Source organism: Verticiella sediminum, assembly GCF_007558815.1.
In the GTDB taxonomy this organism is placed as follows: domain Bacteria; phylum Pseudomonadota; class Gammaproteobacteria; order Burkholderiales; family Burkholderiaceae_B; genus Verticiella; species Verticiella sediminum.
This window is the reverse complement of sequence record NZ_VLTJ01000041.1, coordinates 11766-27263: the sequence shown is the minus strand read 5'-3', so window position 1 is coordinate 27263 and position 15498 is coordinate 11766. Positions and strand designations below refer to the sequence as shown.

At 66.6% G+C, this 15498-nt stretch carries 17 protein-coding genes and 1 tRNA gene; 8 read left to right on the top strand and 10 right to left on the bottom strand.

Going from position 1 to position 15498, the window contains the following annotated elements; translation table 11 throughout:
- Positions 1–24: 24 nt before the first annotated feature.
- The 4 genes from FOZ76_RS23735 to radC form a co-directional block, all read right to left on the bottom strand.
- On the bottom strand, positions 25–1251 hold the full coding sequence (locus FOZ76_RS23735; RefSeq protein WP_143950775.1) for an ABC transporter substrate-binding protein: 1227 nt from the start codon (positions 1249–1251) through the stop codon (positions 25–27).
- 313 nt (positions 1252–1564) lie between these two features.
- A complete protein-coding gene (gene rpmG, locus FOZ76_RS23730) occupies positions 1565–1732 on the bottom strand; it encodes a 50S ribosomal protein L33 (RefSeq protein ID WP_014750397.1) in 168 nt (55 codons plus the stop codon).
- 37 nt (positions 1733–1769) lie between these two features.
- Positions 1770–2006: a 50S ribosomal protein L28 gene (gene rpmB / locus FOZ76_RS23725; protein WP_143950774.1), complete on the bottom strand. Its 237-nt coding sequence runs from the start codon at positions 2004–2006 to the stop codon at positions 1770–1772.
- Positions 2007–2334: 328 nt separating this feature from the next.
- Positions 2335–3060 (bottom strand): RadC family protein, encoded by a 726-nt coding sequence (gene radC, locus FOZ76_RS23720; protein WP_143950773.1) that lies wholly within the window; start codon positions 3058–3060, stop codon positions 2335–2337.
- 106 nt (positions 3061–3166) lie between these two features.
- On the opposite strand from radC, the gene FOZ76_RS23715 reads away from it, so the two are divergent.
- The 4 genes from FOZ76_RS23715 (at position 3167) to FOZ76_RS23700 (ending at position 5350) form a co-directional block, all read left to right on the top strand.
- Entirely contained in the window at positions 3167–3610 is a 444-nt protein-coding gene (locus FOZ76_RS23715; protein WP_143950870.1) for an FKBP-type peptidyl-prolyl cis-trans isomerase, read from the top strand.
- On the top strand, positions 3607–4608 hold the full coding sequence (ispH, locus tag FOZ76_RS23710) for a 4-hydroxy-3-methylbut-2-enyl diphosphate reductase (protein WP_143950772.1): 1002 nt from the start codon (positions 3607–3609) through the stop codon (positions 4606–4608). The genes FOZ76_RS23715 and ispH overlap by 4 nt, the downstream gene beginning before the upstream one ends.
- On the top strand, positions 4605–5252 hold the full coding sequence (maiA, locus tag FOZ76_RS23705) for a maleylacetoacetate isomerase (RefSeq protein WP_143950771.1): 648 nt from the start codon (positions 4605–4607) through the stop codon (positions 5250–5252). The genes ispH and maiA overlap by 4 nt, the downstream gene beginning before the upstream one ends.
- A gap of 22 nt (positions 5253–5274) precedes the next feature.
- Positions 5275–5350 (top strand) — tRNA-Thr (locus FOZ76_RS23700).
- A gap of 107 nt (positions 5351–5457) precedes the next feature.
- Here FOZ76_RS23700 and FOZ76_RS23695 read toward each other — a convergent pair.
- From FOZ76_RS23695 to FOZ76_RS23680, 4 genes are all read right to left on the bottom strand, one after another.
- Positions 5458–6228: an HpcH/HpaI aldolase family protein gene (locus FOZ76_RS23695; RefSeq protein ID WP_143950770.1), complete on the bottom strand. Its 771-nt coding sequence runs from the start codon at positions 6226–6228 to the stop codon at positions 5458–5460.
- Positions 6229–6324: 96 nt separating this feature from the next.
- Positions 6325–7299, bottom strand: coding sequence for a tripartite tricarboxylate transporter substrate binding protein (locus FOZ76_RS23690; protein ID WP_143950769.1), 975 nt, complete (start codon positions 7297–7299; stop codon positions 6325–6327).
- A gap of 60 nt (positions 7300–7359) precedes the next feature.
- Entirely contained in the window at positions 7360–8550 is a 1191-nt protein-coding gene (locus tag FOZ76_RS23685; protein WP_170235607.1) for an FAD binding domain-containing protein, read from the bottom strand.
- A gap of 106 nt (positions 8551–8656) precedes the next feature.
- Entirely contained in the window at positions 8657–9037 is a 381-nt protein-coding gene (locus tag FOZ76_RS23680) for a VOC family protein (RefSeq protein WP_143950767.1), read from the bottom strand.
- A 361-nt stretch (positions 9038–9398) separates the two neighbouring features.
- On the opposite strand from FOZ76_RS23680, the gene FOZ76_RS23675 reads away from it, so the two are divergent.
- The gene (locus FOZ76_RS23675; protein ID WP_143950766.1) at positions 9399–10106 is read left to right on the top strand and encodes a TetR/AcrR family transcriptional regulator; all 708 of its coding nucleotides are present in this window, start codon (positions 9399–9401) and stop codon (positions 10104–10106) included.
- Positions 10107–10211: 105 nt separating this feature from the next.
- Here FOZ76_RS23675 and FOZ76_RS23670 read toward each other — a convergent pair whose 3' ends face one another.
- The gene (locus FOZ76_RS23670) at positions 10212–10991 is read right to left on the bottom strand and encodes an alpha/beta fold hydrolase (RefSeq protein ID WP_143950765.1); all 780 of its coding nucleotides are present in this window, start codon (positions 10989–10991) and stop codon (positions 10212–10214) included.
- 172 nt (positions 10992–11163) lie between these two features.
- Positions 11164–11421 (bottom strand): hypothetical protein, encoded by a 258-nt coding sequence (locus tag FOZ76_RS23665; RefSeq protein WP_143950764.1) that lies wholly within the window; start codon positions 11419–11421, stop codon positions 11164–11166.
- 305 nt (positions 11422–11726) lie between these two features.
- Here FOZ76_RS23665 and FOZ76_RS23660 point away from each other — a divergent pair, with 305 nt between their 5' ends.
- The 3 genes from FOZ76_RS23660 to FOZ76_RS23650 are packed head-to-tail and all read left to right on the top strand — an operon-like array spanning position 11727 to position 15468.
- Positions 11727–12245: a (2Fe-2S)-binding protein gene (locus FOZ76_RS23660; protein WP_143950763.1), complete on the top strand. Its 519-nt coding sequence runs from the start codon at positions 11727–11729 to the stop codon at positions 12243–12245.
- A gap of 2 nt (positions 12246–12247) precedes the next feature.
- A complete protein-coding gene (locus tag FOZ76_RS23655; protein ID WP_143950762.1) occupies positions 12248–13252 on the top strand; it encodes an FAD binding domain-containing protein in 1005 nt (334 codons plus the stop codon).
- Positions 13249–15468, top strand: a complete 2220-nt coding sequence (locus tag FOZ76_RS23650; RefSeq protein ID WP_342781890.1) for a xanthine dehydrogenase family protein molybdopterin-binding subunit — start codon at positions 13249–13251, stop codon at positions 15466–15468. The genes FOZ76_RS23655 and FOZ76_RS23650 overlap by 4 nt, the downstream gene beginning before the upstream one ends.
- Positions 15469–15498 lie beyond the last annotated feature (30 nt).

The window sequence follows — 15498 nt, the reverse complement described above, 5'->3', positions numbered from 1 at the left end:
GGGTCAGCGTGGTCGTCGTGCGCATCACTCGGTTGCCGGACGCAGCTCGCGCACGGTATCGTCGGGCGGCATCAAGTCCGCTCCGTCGATGTAGTCGAAGTCCACCATCACACCCTTGCCGTCCTGGACGGCGCTCTTGCCGACGTACACGCCCATGGTCGATTGGTGATCGAGGGCGCGATAAAGGATCGGGCCGAACGGCGAATCCACCTCCAGCCCGCGAAAGGCGTCCACCAGTTTCTCGGTGTCGACCTCGCCCGCCTTGCGCAGCCCCGCCGCGATCGACATCAGCGACGCGTAGCCGACCACCGAACCGAGGCGGGGGTAGTCGTTGAAGCGCGCCTGGTAGTCGGCGACGAATTGCCGATTGTAGGGCGTGTCGATGGCATACCAGGGGTAGCCCGTGATCGTCCAGCCGGTGGGCGCCTCGCCGCCGAGGGCGTCCATGTACTCCGGCTCGCCGGTCAGCAGCGAGACCACTTCGCGTCCCTCGAACAGCCCGCGGGTGTTGCCCTCGCGCACGAAGCGGGTCAGGTCGGTGGCGAACAGGATGTTGAAGATGGCGTCGGGCTTGGCATCGGCCAGGGCCTGTACCACGGCGCCGGCGTCCACCTTGCCCAGCGGCGCGGCGATCTCGGCTACGAACTCGACGTCGGGTTGCGCTTGTTTGAGCAGTGCCTTGAAGCTTTGCAGCGCCGACTGGCCGTATTCGTAGTTGGGGTAGACGATGGCCCAGCGCTTCTTGTCCAGGGCCGCCGCCGGAGGAATCAGCGCGGCGACCTGCATGTAGGTGGAGGGCCGCAGGCGGAAGGTGTAGCGATTGCCCTGCTCCCACGTGATCTTGTCGGTCAGGGGCTCGGCCGCCAGGAAGAAGATCTTGCGCTGCTTGGCATAGTCGGTCAGCGCGAGCCCGGTGTGCGACAGAAAGCCGCCGAAGAGCAGGTCCACCTTTTCGCGCGTACGCAGCTCCTCGGCCGCGCGCACCGAATCGCCGGGGTTGCCGTTATCGTCGCGCGAGATCACTTCCAGCTTGCGGCCGTTCACGCCGCCCGCGGCATTGACTTGCTCGAGCGCCAGCTCCCAGCCCCTGCGGTAGGGCTCGAGAAAGGCCGGCTGCGCCTTGTAGCTGTTGATCTCGCCGATGCGTATGGGCGCCTCGGCCGCGCCGGCGGGCAGGCCCGCGCCGGTGCTCAGGGCCAGCAGTGCCGCCGTGGCGGTCCAGCGCCGCAAGCGCGCCATGGGCTTGTTCATGTCTCGATCCCTCTCGGTATGACAGATTTATGCTCAAAAAGAGTATTAGTGCGGGCAAAAAAAAGGCCCTTGCGCTGCGCCTTCGACTTGCCGCCTCTGAGGAGGCGCTTTTTCGCCTTGGGGGCGGCCCGGCGGCAAAAAATCGCCCAGCAGGGCGTACTCGTAATTATGCTAGCTCTGAGCATAATGTCTGTCAATCCTCCTCGCTACGCCTGTCGCTGCCGCCAGGCGCAAAAAACGAAGCCCTCGCCTCCGGAGTGGAGGCGAGGGCTCGGGTCATACACGGAACAGCGGCCCGCGGGCCGCGGCTGAATCACTTCAGCTTGGTTTCCTTGTAGTCGACGTGCTTGCGCGCGACCGGATCAAATTTCTTGATCAGCATCTTTTCCGGCGTGTTGCGCTTGTTCTTGGTCGTCGTGTAGAAGTGGCCCGTGCCGGCGGTCGACTCGAGCTTGATCTTTTCGCGGATTCCCTTGGCCATGGTGTACTCCTGGGGTCAGTGGTTGACGAGGCGCGGCTCAGGCCGCTTCGCCGCGGGCACGCAGGTCGGCCAGGACGGCGTCGATGCCGTTCTTGTCGATCGAACGCAGGGCGGAGGTGCTCACGCGCAGGCGCACCCAGCGGTTCTCGCTTTCCACCCAGAAGCGGCGCGACTGCAGGTTGGGCAGGAAGCGGCGCTTCGTCTTGTTGTTGGCGTGGGAGACGTTGTTACCCACCATCGGCTTCTTGCCGGTTACCTGGCATACGCGCGCCATGACCAAACCTCTTTGTCTATCCGTAAGTTGTATGAAAATCGCGGCGGACAATCCGCACAATACCGCGATCGCCGCAGTGCGAGCACCGCCTGGGCGGTCGCGCAACGAGGAAATTCCTTGGTGCCGGCCGCAGCGTATCCACGCGGCCTGCGTCTTGCCGGCCAAAGGCCAGGCCAGGGCTTTTGCGAACGAGGCTGCCGCGACGACACTGCCGTTCGTGTGTCGTTCGCGATTTACGCCATCGAGTGAGCGCCCCCTGAATGCGGAGCCGCAAAAGCCTGTAAAGCTCGCCAATGTAGCATGCGTCGGCCGGTCTTGGCAATATTGATCAAGCGCCGGCATCGATCAGCCCCTCGGCCGCCAGCGATACCGTCTGGTTGCCTGCCACGATGATGTGATCCAGCAGGCGTATGTCGATCAGCGCGAGCGCCTCGCGCACGTGGCGCGTGATCCGGCGATCGGCCGCGCTGGGCTCGGCACGTCCCGACGGGTGATTATGCGCCAGGATGACCGCCGCCGCATGATGGCGCAGGGCGGCCCGGACCACCTCGCGCGGATACAGCGCGGCCTGGGACAGGGTGCCGCGGCTCAGTTCCTCGTATTGTATGAGGCGCAGTTGATTGTCGAGATACAGCGCGAGGCAGATCTCGACGTCGCGGTGCGCGAGCAGCGAGGCGCAGTAGCGCCGGGAAAGCTCGGCCTGGTTCATGGGCTCGCCGCGGCGCAGTTCCTCGGCCAGCGAGCGGCGCGCGAGTTCCAGGATCGCGCCCAGTTGGCAGGCTTTAGCCGGGCCGAGTCCGGGCAGCCCGGCGAGCGCCTGGGGCGAGCGTCCGAGCAGGCCGCGCAGCCCGCTGTCCGCCAACAGTTGGCGCGCCAGCGCCATCACGCCCTGGCCGGGCAGGCCGGTGCCCAGCACGACCGCCAGCAGCTCGACGTCGGTCAGGACCTCGGGGCCGTGGCGCCAGAGACGTTCGCGAGGGCGCTCCGGCGGCGAGCGTGTGTTGGCGGGGCGGCTTGATGTGCAAAGGTCGGCACAGGCACTGGGGTGGGGCATGGCGCGAGAGGTGTCTTAAAATCGGAGATTCGATCTCGACATCTTGGCATCCATCTTGACTGCTCCCACGTCCACTGCGTCGAATTCCGGACACTGCGCGCCGCGCATCCAGGAAACGTCCTACGTCACGCTGCACTACCGCATCACCCTGGCTTCGGGCGCGGGCGCGGGGCAGGTCTTCGCCGATACTTTCACGGGTCGGCCCGCCACGCTGCAGTTGGGCGTCGGGCAGTGGGCGCCGGGCATGGAGGCCGCGCTGCTCGGCCGCTCGGAAGGCGAGAGCGCCAGCTTCGAGCTCGCGCCGGCCGATGCCTATGGCGAGCGCAACCCCGAACTGCTGCAACGGGTATCGCGCGCCATGCTGCGCGAGCATGCCGGCACCGACCAGGATTTCAACCCTGGCGACATGGTCGAGTTCACGGCGCCCAACGGTGGCCGCTACGCAGGCATCCTCAAGGAAATGCACGAGGATCACGCCGTTTTCGATTTCAACCATCCCATGGCCGGCGCCCGCCTGAAGGTCGACGTCGCCATCTTGGGGGTCCTATGAACCGACAGGCCGTGATCGAGCAGGTCGCGCTCGATACCTTGCCCGCCGCCGGCGCCGATGTGGTGCTGGCGCAGCCGCGCGGCTTCTGTGCCGGCGTGGACCGCGCCATCGACATCGTCGAGCGCGCGCTGGCACTGTATGGCGCACCCATCTACGTACGCCACGAGATCGTGCACAACCGGCACGTCGTCGCCGATCTGCGCGGCAAGGGCGCGATCTTCATCGACGAGGTCGACGACGCACCGGAAGGGGCCATCGTGGTGTTTTCCGCCCACGGCGTGGCCAAGGCGGTGCGCCAGCACGCCGACGCGCGCGGCCTGCGCGTGTTCGATGCAACGTGTCCGCTGGTCACCAAGGTCCACGTCGAAGTGGCCAAGATGCGCGCGGCCGGCCGCGAGGTCATCATGATCGGCCATCGCGGCCATCCCGAAGTCGAGGGCACGCTCGGCCAGGCCGAAGGCGGCATGCTGCTCGTCGAGAGCCCCGAGGATGTCGAGACGCTCGTCGTGGACGACCCGGACAACCTCGGCTACGTGACGCAGACTACGCTGTCGGTGGATGACACCGCCCAGATCGTCGCGGCCCTGCGCCGCCGCTTTCCGAATGTCGCCGAACCCAAGAAGGCCGACATCTGCTATGCCACCCAGAATCGCCAGGACGCTGTCAAGATCATGGCGCCCGACTGCGATCTGGTACTCGTGGTGGGCAGCGCCAATAGTTCGAACTCCAACCGGCTGCGCGAGGTCGCCGAGCGCCGCGGCGCCCGCGCGCACCTGATCGACGATGCCGACGCGATCGATCCGGCATGGCTCCAGGGCGCGCGCCGGGTCGGCGTGACGGCGGGCGCCTCCGCACCCGACGTGCTGGTGCGCGGCGTGATCGAGCGGCTCAAGACACTGGGCGCCGTGTCGGTGCGCACCTTGCCCGGCGCCGAGGAACACGTCGCCTTTCCCCTGCCCAAGGGCCTGACGCCCGCCACGGAGAAGACAGACACATGAAGCTGTATGGCTACTTTCGCAGTTCCGCAGCCTATCGCGTGCGCATCGCGCTCGAACTGAAGGGGCTGAGCGCCGAGCACATTCCCGTGCACCTGGTGCGCAACGGCGGCGAGCAGCATGCCGCGGCCTACGCGTCGGTGAATCCGGCGCGGCTCGTTCCGACGCTCGTCGACGATGCCGGCCATCACCTGGTGCAATCCATGGCCATCGTCGAGTACCTGGACGAAACGCATCCCCAGCCGCCGCTGCTGCCCGCGGACGCCCTGGGCCGGGCGCGCGTGCGTGCGCTCGCCCAGACGATCGCTTGCGACGTGCATCCGGTCAACAACCAGCGTGTGCTGCGCTACCTCACCGAAACCCTGAAGGTGAGCGACGACGCGCGCCAGGCCTGGCTGCATCACTGGATGCATCTGGGCTTTGCCGCCTACGAAGCCATGCTGGCCGGCTCGGACGCCACCGGCCGGTTTTCGCACGGCGACACGCCCACGCTCGCGGACCTGTGCCTGGTGCCCCAGATCTACAACGCGCAGCGCTTCCAGGTCGATCTGGCGCCGTACGAAAACGTGCGCCGCATCGGCGACGCCTGCCTCGCGCTGCCGGCCTTCGAGAAAGCGCAGCCCTCTATGCAGGCCGATGCGGAATAAGATATAATCTTTTTCTTTCTTGGCCGGTGTAGCTCAGTTGGTAGAGCAGCGCATTCGTAATGCGAAGGTCGGGGGTTCGACTCCTCTCACCGGCACCAGGATTTCAATGCCCCCGTATCCGTAAGGAACGGGGGCATTTCATTTCCGGCCCCCTCTTCGCGCCGGCCGCACGATTCTATCGTGCCGTTGCCGCGACACGTCAGGCTCACAGTCCCGCAGGGTCGCGATAGTCCTTGACCGCCTGGGCCGCGGCCGCCTTCATGAAGCTCTGGTCGTTCGAAATGGCGAAAGCGCTCACGCCCATATTGCGCATTGCCGCCGCGTCTTCTTTCGTCGATACGAGCGCCATCACCGCGAGATCCGCGGTGCGTGCGGCCATGGCGATTCGACGGGTCGCCTCGGCCGCACGCGCCGCACCCAGGGCGGCGCTCAAGTCGCCGCGTCCGATGAAAAGGCCATCAATGCCCGGGACCTGCGCAATGGCGTCGAGCTGCGTCAAGGCCGCTTCGTCCTCGATCATGGCGATGCATACGACGCGTGCGTCCTGATCGGCCATGTGTTCCGCCATCTTCGCGTCGCCGTAGCGTCCGGCCCGAGTCGTCGACGAGTAGCCTCGGGTGCCAGACCTGTATCGACATGCGCGGGCAAGCGCGCGGGCTTTTTCCGGGGAGTCGATGTGGGGAGCCATGATGCCGTCTGCGCCCAGGTCCAGAGCGCAGAGGATCGCGCTGGGCGTCGCTTCGGCAACCCTGACGATGGCCGCGATGCCCGATGCCCTGGCCGCCAGGCATGCGACGTCCATAGCGGCCCTGTCAAAGGGCGCGTGCTCCTGATCCACGATGACGAAATCGAAGCCCACCAGCCCCATGATCTCGATTGCATGACTGGTGGGAGTCTTCACGAACGTCCCGATCAAGTGCTTTCTTTGCTGCAACCGCGCACGAAAATGCGAGTCGCAAGTGGGGGAGATGCTCATGTCGACCTCTCGGCAGGAAAGCCCGGAATGCAGCCATGGGCCGCAAGCGCTTGGCGGCGATACGTGCCGACCCGCCCGAATTCGCCGTGGGCCATGCTATCGGGCGAGCAGCCCGATGCGTTGAAGAATGCGTTCCTTGTCGCGCATGTCGGCTTCGAGTTGGTTGCGGAATTCATCGCCATCGCCGTAGACCAACACCTGATTGACGGATTTCGCCCAATCCTGAACGCGCGGCGAAGCAAGCGCCTCCCGGCAGGCGAGTTCCAGCTTGTCCTTCACACCCTTGGGGATGCCTTTGGGAGCGATGATGCCCTGGAAGCTCGCGGATGCGGTATCGAACCCGAGTTCCTTTGCCGTCGGATATGCGGGCAGCACGCGTTGCTCGGTCAGTGATGCGAGTATCCGGACGCCGCCGCTGTCGACGTGGGCGTTGACGGAACTGACTGCAGCTACGCCGAAGTCGAGCCGCCCCCCGAGCAGATCCGCCAGCATGGCGGCATCGCCCCCATACGCCACATGATTGAACGTCACCTGTGCCGCTCCGCCCAGGTCGGCTGCCGCCAGGTGATTGACCGAAGCGTGCCCGGCCGATCCGGCCGATACGACCTCATCGGCGGTTCGCGCTTTCGCGATGAGATCGCCAAGTGTCTTGTACGGTGAGGCGGCCGGAACGACGACGAGATAGTAGGTCTCCGAGGTCTTGCAGATCGCGGTCACGTCCTCGAGGCCATAGCCAATGTTCTCGACGCGCAGAGGCTCGCTAGTCAACGGCGTCGTGGGGGCGAAGGAGAGTGTGTAGCCATCGCGCTGGGCGCGTACGAGCATCCGTGTGCCGATCACGCCGGACGCGCCGGGCCGATTCACGACGGCTATGGGCTTGCCTAGCAAGCCTTCCATTTCATTGGCGATCATTCTTCCCGTCATGTCCATGGCCGCGCCGGGGCTGTAGGAAATGATCATCGTGATCGCTCGGGCGGGATATGCGCCCGCGTCTTCTGCGTGGGCCAAAGGGGCGTGGGCGGCCAGCGCTCCGAGCGCAGCGAGGAAGAGCCGATTCAGATTCGACTTCATGTTTTGTCTCCTTCCAATATGAGAATTCGTGCTTGCCTGCGCGGGTCGCGACGATCGCAGTCAGCCGGCGCCGACCGGCGCAAGCGCTTCTTCGATCAAGTCCCGCACGCCGGGGCGCAATTCCGGATCGCCGGGCTTCGATATGGCGTCTCCCAGCAGCCTGTCGCCCAGCATCGCGTTCCTGGATAGCATCCGCTCGCCGAAGCGAAGCTGGCTGGGCGCCCATGCCCGGATCGCCGCGCGCACATCCTGGCTGCCGAACAAGGCGCGCCCCAGGGCCACAGCGTTGACCGTCGCCTTCGTGGTGGCAGCGCCGAGATGAGGCCGGCCGCCCGATGCGGCGTCGCCAAGCAGGCAGGCGCGACCATCGGCGATCACGGCCGCATGGATATCGATGATCGACTGAATGAAGGGGTCGGGCGTGCGCTGAACGAGCTCGCTCAGCGAGGGCGGCAGATGCCTGCCGGCGAACTGCCTGAGTTCCTGTATGACGTCGTCGCGTACCGCTCCCGGCGGGACGGACAGCGGGCGTTCGACCCCGCTTCGATCCGTCATCACATGCGAGAAGTCGGTGCCGCGAGCGAGTCTTCGATAAAGCACGAAGTTGTATCGCCTGGATTGCCCTGCGTCGCCCGGCGGGATCGGGTAGACGTGCATGTGTCCCGGGTTCAGCAGCGTCGCGGTCAAGGTATCGCCCAGCGTCTCCCGGCTTTGCCTGGACAGGGCATCGGCTTCGACGAAGCCTCGCCAGCATATGTAGCCCGCGTAGCGCGGCCTGGCGTCGGGGTCCATCAGCGTGCGTCCGGTGGAATTGATCCCGTCGGCGAAAACCAGTATGTCCGCGACCTGTGCCTTGCCATTGGAGAACAGCGCCGTGATCGTGTCGGCGTCCTGGCGATAGTCCACCAGTTCGTGCCCCAGGTGGTAGCGTTCCCGGCCGAAGCGATCGAGCAGCATCCCGTAGAGCGCAGTCCAGGAAGTGAATTCGATAGGCTCCTCAGAGAAGGCGATCGAGTGATCGTCCCGGCCTATGTATCGGAATCCCGAAGCGCAGGTGATCACCTCGCCGAGATCGATGTCCAGTTCGGAGAGAAAAAGCTGGCGCATCTCCGGCTGGACCCGCATGCCGGCGCCGCGCGATTCGATCGACGTCGGATTGCGCTCGTATATCCGGACATCCAGGCCTTGTCGGCGCAAAACGATCCCGGCGATCAACCCGCCCACGGAGCCGCCAACCACCACCGCACTCAAAGGTCGAGATTTCATTCGCATTCCCTGACACGTCTGTCGGATTTTCCGGCCGTCCGGAAACCGGCAGTTCCCGTTGAACCAGGCCAATCGTGCATCGGCCGGACGATCATTGCGGTTCGGCGACCGGGCACTGCAGCTCGATGGCCACGCCGTTCGGATCGTGCAGGAGGATTTGACGGATGGAGGTTTCCGGCACGGCCGCTTCGCGATAGACGATATTGGCGCTGTCCAGGCGCTGCTTCGCGGCGGCGTGGTCGTCTATCAGAAAAGCGTAATGGTCCAACGCGCATTCCGCCGACGCACGCTTCGGCGTACTGACTTCGTTGACATGCACGATCGGGATGTCTCCCGCATACAGCCATGCCCCCCGGCTTCGAAAGGGTGGGCGCCAGCCGCGGGAAAGGTTCAGCACGTTGCAATAGAAGTCGCAGGTTTCGGTGAACCTGTCCGTACTGATATTGACGTGGTGCACGCAAACGATAGCCATCCAACGCTCCTGCTAGAAAGTGTGCTGCGAGTCATAGCCCGGGCTTCATCCCGTCGCGGTTGAGCCCCTAGGGCAGGGGCGTCCTACGCCGCCTGAGCGGACGCGTGAGGTGATACGCAGTCATTCGCCGTGAGTTAGTTAGTCAAACAACTAACTTCATTTTGGCGAACGAGAGGAGCCATGTCAAGGTCGCTTGAGAGGGTTGCGGCGTTGTGACGCTCATGGCGGTGACGTGGCCAGCGCATCGGTCGGCGCCGCCGGTCGATGCGGACTGCGCCGGCCGGCAGCGGAATCGTTCAAGGTAAACTCAACGGCCTAGCCAGTCGCGCCGGCACGTCTGCCGACCCCCTGGGTCCCGCTCATGCCAAACCGCACCGTTGTGATCGAAAACATGAACGCCCCGTCGTCCGCTCCGAAAGAAGGAAAAGGGCGCGAACGCATTCTGGATGCCGCCGAGCAGTTGTTCGCGGAACGAGGCTACGACGGCTGCTCGTTGAAGGACGTGGCCGAAAAAGCGGCCGTGAATCAAGGCATGATTCACTACTTCTTCAAGAAGAAAGACGTCCTGTTCAAGGACGTCTATCTGCGCCGCGGGGTGGGCATCGCCGCGGAGCGCCTGCGCCTTCTTGATTTCGAAGAAAAGGCGGCAAATGGCGAGCCGCTTGCAGTGCGAAGAATCCTGGAGCTGTTCCTGCGTCCCGCGTTCGATGTCGCACGCAGCGGCCCGGGTGGATATGCCTTCGTGAAGATACTGTCCAGGCTCCATCTGGACGCGGCGCTTCCGATCACGCAGATACGCGCAAAACTCTACGATGAGTCCACCCGCAGGTATTTTGCCGCGCTACAACGCAGCCTGCCTGCGTTGACGGTCGAGAAGCTCGCTTGGCGCTTCATTCTCATACTCGGCGCGTATCAATATGCGCTGGGTGACACCGGGCGACTGGAGTTCGTCTCAGCAGGCAGGTGCTCCGGAAAGGATTTCGACGCGGCCTTCAAGCACGTCATTCCCTTTCTCGTGGCCGGCCTGCAGGCGGAAGACGACGAGCCGGCACCAGAACGCGAGCCTTGACCCTGCCGGTGAGATGTGGAATTGCGCCGTGGCAACGACGGGGCCGTGCCTTTCTGCGAGTCGGACAGTGGGAGCGGGCAGCGCCCGAGGCCGCTGGCACCCGCCTCAGGCCGCCACCAGAAATCGCTTGATGCAGCTGACGGCGATCTCGGCGGCATCCTCCAGCACGGCCGCCCCGGCCGACGGGATGTTCAGCAACTGCGCGCCGGACACCCGGTCCACCAGGTCCACCGCGGCGTGGCGCGGCATGTAGCGATCGCTGTCGCCGCGCACGACCAGCAACGGGCACGCGATGCGCTCGACCGCCGGGCCCGGGTAGCCTGCCGGCGTATCGTCCAGCCACATGCCCACCACCACCTCGGCCAGGCCGTCGAAATCGGGATGCGGGTTCAGCCGCTGGTAGGCGTGATAGGCATCGGGATGGCGCGTGCGCCAGCTTGCCCCGGTGATGGTCGCCAGTTCCTGGCGCGATGCCGCGCGGTGGCTGATGTCCCAGCTGGCACCGATGGCCACTGCTCGCGCGATGCCCAGGTCGGCCTCGGCGGCCAGCCGGTATGCGATCACGCCGCCATCGTTGATCCCGACCATGGCGGGATTGCGCAACCCGCGGTAGGCGATGAACTGGGCGACGTCCTGGGCCAGCCGTGCGTAGCACAGCCGGTCGTAGCCCAGCGTCGAGCGGCCGTGGCCGCGAAAATCGATGGCGTGGACGTGGAAATCCCCGGCGACTGCCGCGAGCAGGCCGTTGAAGTCCTCCATGGTGCCGAAGCCCCCGTGCAGGAGGACCAGCGCTTGCCCCTGGGGGTCGCCCGCTTCCTCGCAGTAGAGGCAGGCGCCGTCCACATCGAGGTGCTCGCCGGCGTGGTGATCGAATAGACGTTTCATGACTACGGCACCTCGACCAGGCGAGCGTCCGTCTTGCTTCTTGTTGTCCGGACTCTCAGCGTACCCGCGGGGAATCTCCGTTGCCACCTGGGTTTCCCTTGAGCCCGACACGAAAAGCGTATCCAATCGTGTGGAGTGCAACCGTGTCCAGCCGGCGCGTGCGCACCGCGGCTCAATACGGATTGGATCTCACCGTCTTCTTGTTCGGCGCAGGCAGCGCGTTGTCGGCCCAGCTCGTGCCGCCGCTCTCGTCCGCCCGGGGGTGGCTCTGCTTGCCGGCCACGTCGTCCTTGGCGTTCTCGGGCATGGGCACGCGCGGCACCTCCACCGGGCCGCCCGACGGCAGCACGCGGCCTTCGTTTGCAGCGGGGCCGCTGTCTTTGGCCGCGTCAACGGCGGCGGGCGATGCACCCTTGCGGTTCGTTGCCATGGCGCTCTCCGGGCAGTGAGGTAGGCTCAGTTCTTTGCAAGCAGCGTGCCCAGGGCCGGCCGGGCATGGCCGTTGCTGCGAGGTCTGCCAGTCGAAGGCCCGGGCGGGGGTCTTCATCAGCGCCGGCGATGCTGTCTCTCATCTTCCCGTACGCCCATGTCCGCGCGACCCCCGGTCTTCGGGCCAGGCAGCGCGCATGCACACGGAAAGCGCAGCGTCGTCGTCGCCCTGCGCCATCGATGAAAGCCATGCCGGCACGCGTTCCGTCCAGCGACGGCCGGTCCGACAACCCAGGACTTGCCATCATGACCGATTCCCTCGTTGCCCCGCCGCCGCTGGCGGATCAACCCAGCTCCAGCGGCCTTGCCGAGGTACGCCTGCGCGTCAACGGCAACGACGTCCAGGCGCGCCTGGACACCCGCGTTTCCCTGCTCGACTTTCTGCGCGAACATCTCGGCCTCACCGGCACGAAGCGCGGCTGCGACCACGGCCAATGCGGCGCCTGTACCGTGCATCTGGAAGGCCGCCGGGTGAACGCCTGTCTCGTGCTGGCGGTCACCTGCGAGGGCGCGCAGGTGCAGACCATCGAGGGCCTGGGTACGCCCGACGCGCTGCACCCCATGCAGCAGGCTTTCGTCGAGCACGATGCGCTGCAATGCGGCTACTGCACCTCGGGCCAGATCATGTCGGCGGTGGCGCTGCTCGACGAGCCCTGCGGCGGCAGCGACGCCGACGTGCGCGAGGCCATGAGCGGCAACATCTGCCGTTGCGGCGCCTACGCCAACATTCTGGCCGCCGTTCAGCACGTGCGCCGCGGAGCTTGAATATGCAACCCTTCGCCTACACCCGCGTGGCTTCGTCCCAGGAGGCGATCCGGCTCGGCGCGCGCGAAGGCGCGCGCTTTCTGGGCGGCGGTACCAACCTGGTGGATCTGATGCGGCTCGACGTGGAGGCCCCTGACGAGCTGGTCGACCTCGCCGGCGGTGAACCGGATGGCATCGAGCGGCTGGCCGATGGCGGCGTGCGCATCGGTGCCGGGGTGCGCAACGCCGATCTCGCCCACGATGCCTACATCCGCCAGGCCTATCCCGTCCTGAGCCAGGCCGTACTCTCCGGTGCCTCGGCACAGGTGCGCAATCTGGCCACGACCGCCGGCAACCTGCTGCAGCGCACGCGCTGCGTGTACTTTCGCGACGCCGCCATGCCGTGCAACAAGCGTGACCCCGGTTCGGGCTGTCCGGCGCAGGACGGCTACAACCGCAATCTGGCCATCCTCGGCACCAGTGCGCATTGTCTGGCCTCGAATCCGTCGGACATGAGCGTGGCGATGCTGGCGCTGGATGCCGGCCTGCAACTGTCCTCCAGCGCGGGCGAGCGCACGCTGCCGCTGGCGGGCTTTCACTGCCTGCCGGGCAATACGCCCGAGCGCGAGACGCGACTCAAGGCGGGCGAGCTCATCACCCATGTGTGCCTGCCCGCGCCGCCTGCCGATGCGGGCATGCTGTACGTCAAGCTGCGGGACCGCGCTTCCTTCGAGTTCGCGCTCGCTTCGGCCGCGGCGGTTGTCGCCGTGGCCGATGGGCGTATCCGTCACGTGCGTCTCGCACTCGGCGGCGTGGGAACCGTGCCCTGGCGTGCGCATCATGCCGAGCGCGAGTTGCTCGGCCATGCGCCCGGGCCGGCGCTGTTCGATGCCGCCGCGCGCACGGAGCTGGCCGCGGCGCAACTGCGCGACGGCACGCGCTTCAAGGGGGAACTCGCGCGCCGCTGCATCGTGCATGCTTTGGAGCGCGCTGTCGCGATGAGCGGGCGGGGGAGGGCGACGCCGTGAGTACCGAAATGGCTGTGGGCCGGGATATGGCCCGTGTGGATGCGCCGCTCAAAGTCTCCGGACGCGCGCGCTATACCGTCGATCATCAGTTTCCCGGCATGGTGTACGCCGTGCCGGTGCCGGCCACCGTGAGCCGGGGGCGCGTGCAGCGCCTGCACACGGCGCGGGCGCGCAGCATGCCCGGCGTGCTGAACGTGTACACCCACGAGAACGTCCGGGGAAAGCTGTTCCGGGTGGCCAAGGCCAGCGGCGCCTCCATCGACGAGAACCGCCCCCCGCTCTGGGACGACGAAGTGCGCTACTACGGGCAGTACATCGCCCTGGTCGTGGCCGATACCCTGGAGCGCGCGATGGCCGCGGCCAATGCGGTCGTGGCCGAGTACGCAACGCAGCCGCACGATGTCGGGGACATCGACGAAGGCGAGGGGCCGGTCACCGTGCAGAGCGAGCGCGGCGACGCGCATGCCGCCTACGAGAACGCGCCGGTGACGCTCGATCATGTCTATACAACACCGACCGAGACCCACAATCCCATCGAGCTGCACGCCACCGTCGCGGTCTACGACGGCGAAACCTATACGCTGTACGAGACGTCGCAGGCGGTCATGAACCATCGCGCCGTGATGGCGCAGATGCTGGGCGTGGAGAGCGAACGCGTGCGCGTGCTCACGCACTACCTGGGTTCGGGTTTCGGCGGCAAGCTGTGGCCCTGGACGCATTGCGCACTCGCCGCGATGGCGGCGCGCGACCTGCACCTGCCCGTGCGGCTGGAGGTGAGCCGCAAGATGATGTTCCACACGGTCGGGCATCGTCCGCCCACTCGGCAGCGCATCCGGCTGGCGGCCGATACCGGCGGCCGACTGGTATCGCTGCGCCAGGACTACGTCGTGCGCACCTCCCGGCGCGACGCCTATCACGAGAACTGCGGCGAGGCGACCTCGTATCTCTACAGCACGCCGAACCTGCGCATCACGTGGAGCCACGCGGCGCGCGACGTGGGCGCGGCCACCTCGATGCGCGGGCCGGGCGCGGTCCCGGGGCTGTACGCGGTCGAGTCGGCCATGAACGAGCTTGCCGAACGCCTCGGGATGGACCCGCTCGAACTGCGTCTGCGCAACGAGCCCGGCGTGAACGAAGCCAAGGGCGTGCCGTTCTCCAGCCGCCACCTGGTGGAGTGCCTGCGCACCGGCGCGCAGCGCTTTGGCTGGTCGCGAAGGGACGCCCGGCCCGGTTCGATGCGCGCGGACGACGGCGAGATCCTGGGCTGGGGCATGGCCAGCGCCTCATGGATGGCGCAGCGGCTACCGGCCCAGATCGGCCTGATGCTGTGCCGGGATGGCCGCGTGCGCGTGTCCTGCGCCGCGCAGGACATCGGAACGGGCACCTACACCGTGCTCGCGCAGATGGTTGCCGATGCGCTCAGCATACCGGTCGAGCGCATCGACATACAACTGGGCGATACGCGCTATCCCGCCGGGCCCGTGTCCGGCGGCTCGATGCTCACGGGCTCGCTGGTGCCCGCGGTCGATGACGCCATGCGCGGTTTGCGACGCCGCTTGTTCGAGACCGCCGCGCAGGCCGGGCTGCCCGCGCTGGGCGACGCGGGGCCGGATGGGCTCGTGTTGAGCGCAGGCCGGGTCCAGGCCAAGGCAGCGCCCGCCGCCGAAGGCGTGCCGTTCGAGGAGGTGCTCGTCGCCTGCGGGCTGGCCCAGCTCTCGGCCAACGGCAAGTCGGGATCGAGCCGCAAGGATCCCGGCGCGGACCAGCGCTCCATCCAGTCGTTCGGCGCGCATTTCGTCGAGGTCGGCTGGCGCCCCGAACTGGCCCGCCTGCGGGTGCGCCGCGTGGTGACGGTGATCGACGCCGGCCGCATCGTCAACCCGCGTACCGGGCGCAACCAGATCGAAGGCGCGGTCGTCATGGGAATGGGCATGGCATTGTTCGAGCACACCCACTACGACGAGCGCAGCGGCGCGCCGATCAACAGCAACCTTGCGGACTATGTCATGGCGGTGCACGCCGACATGCCGGAACTGGATGTCGTTTTCCTCGACCATCCGGATACGGCGCTCAATTCGCTCGGCGCGCGCGGTATCGGCGAGATCGGATTGGCGGGTGTGGCCGCCGCCATCACCGATGCCGTGCACCACGCCACGGGCGTGCGCGTGCGCGAGCTGCCCGTGCATATCGAAGATCTGCTGGAGGCCGGCGCGTGAGTGCCCCCGCCCAGGCGCCCGAAACCCGCA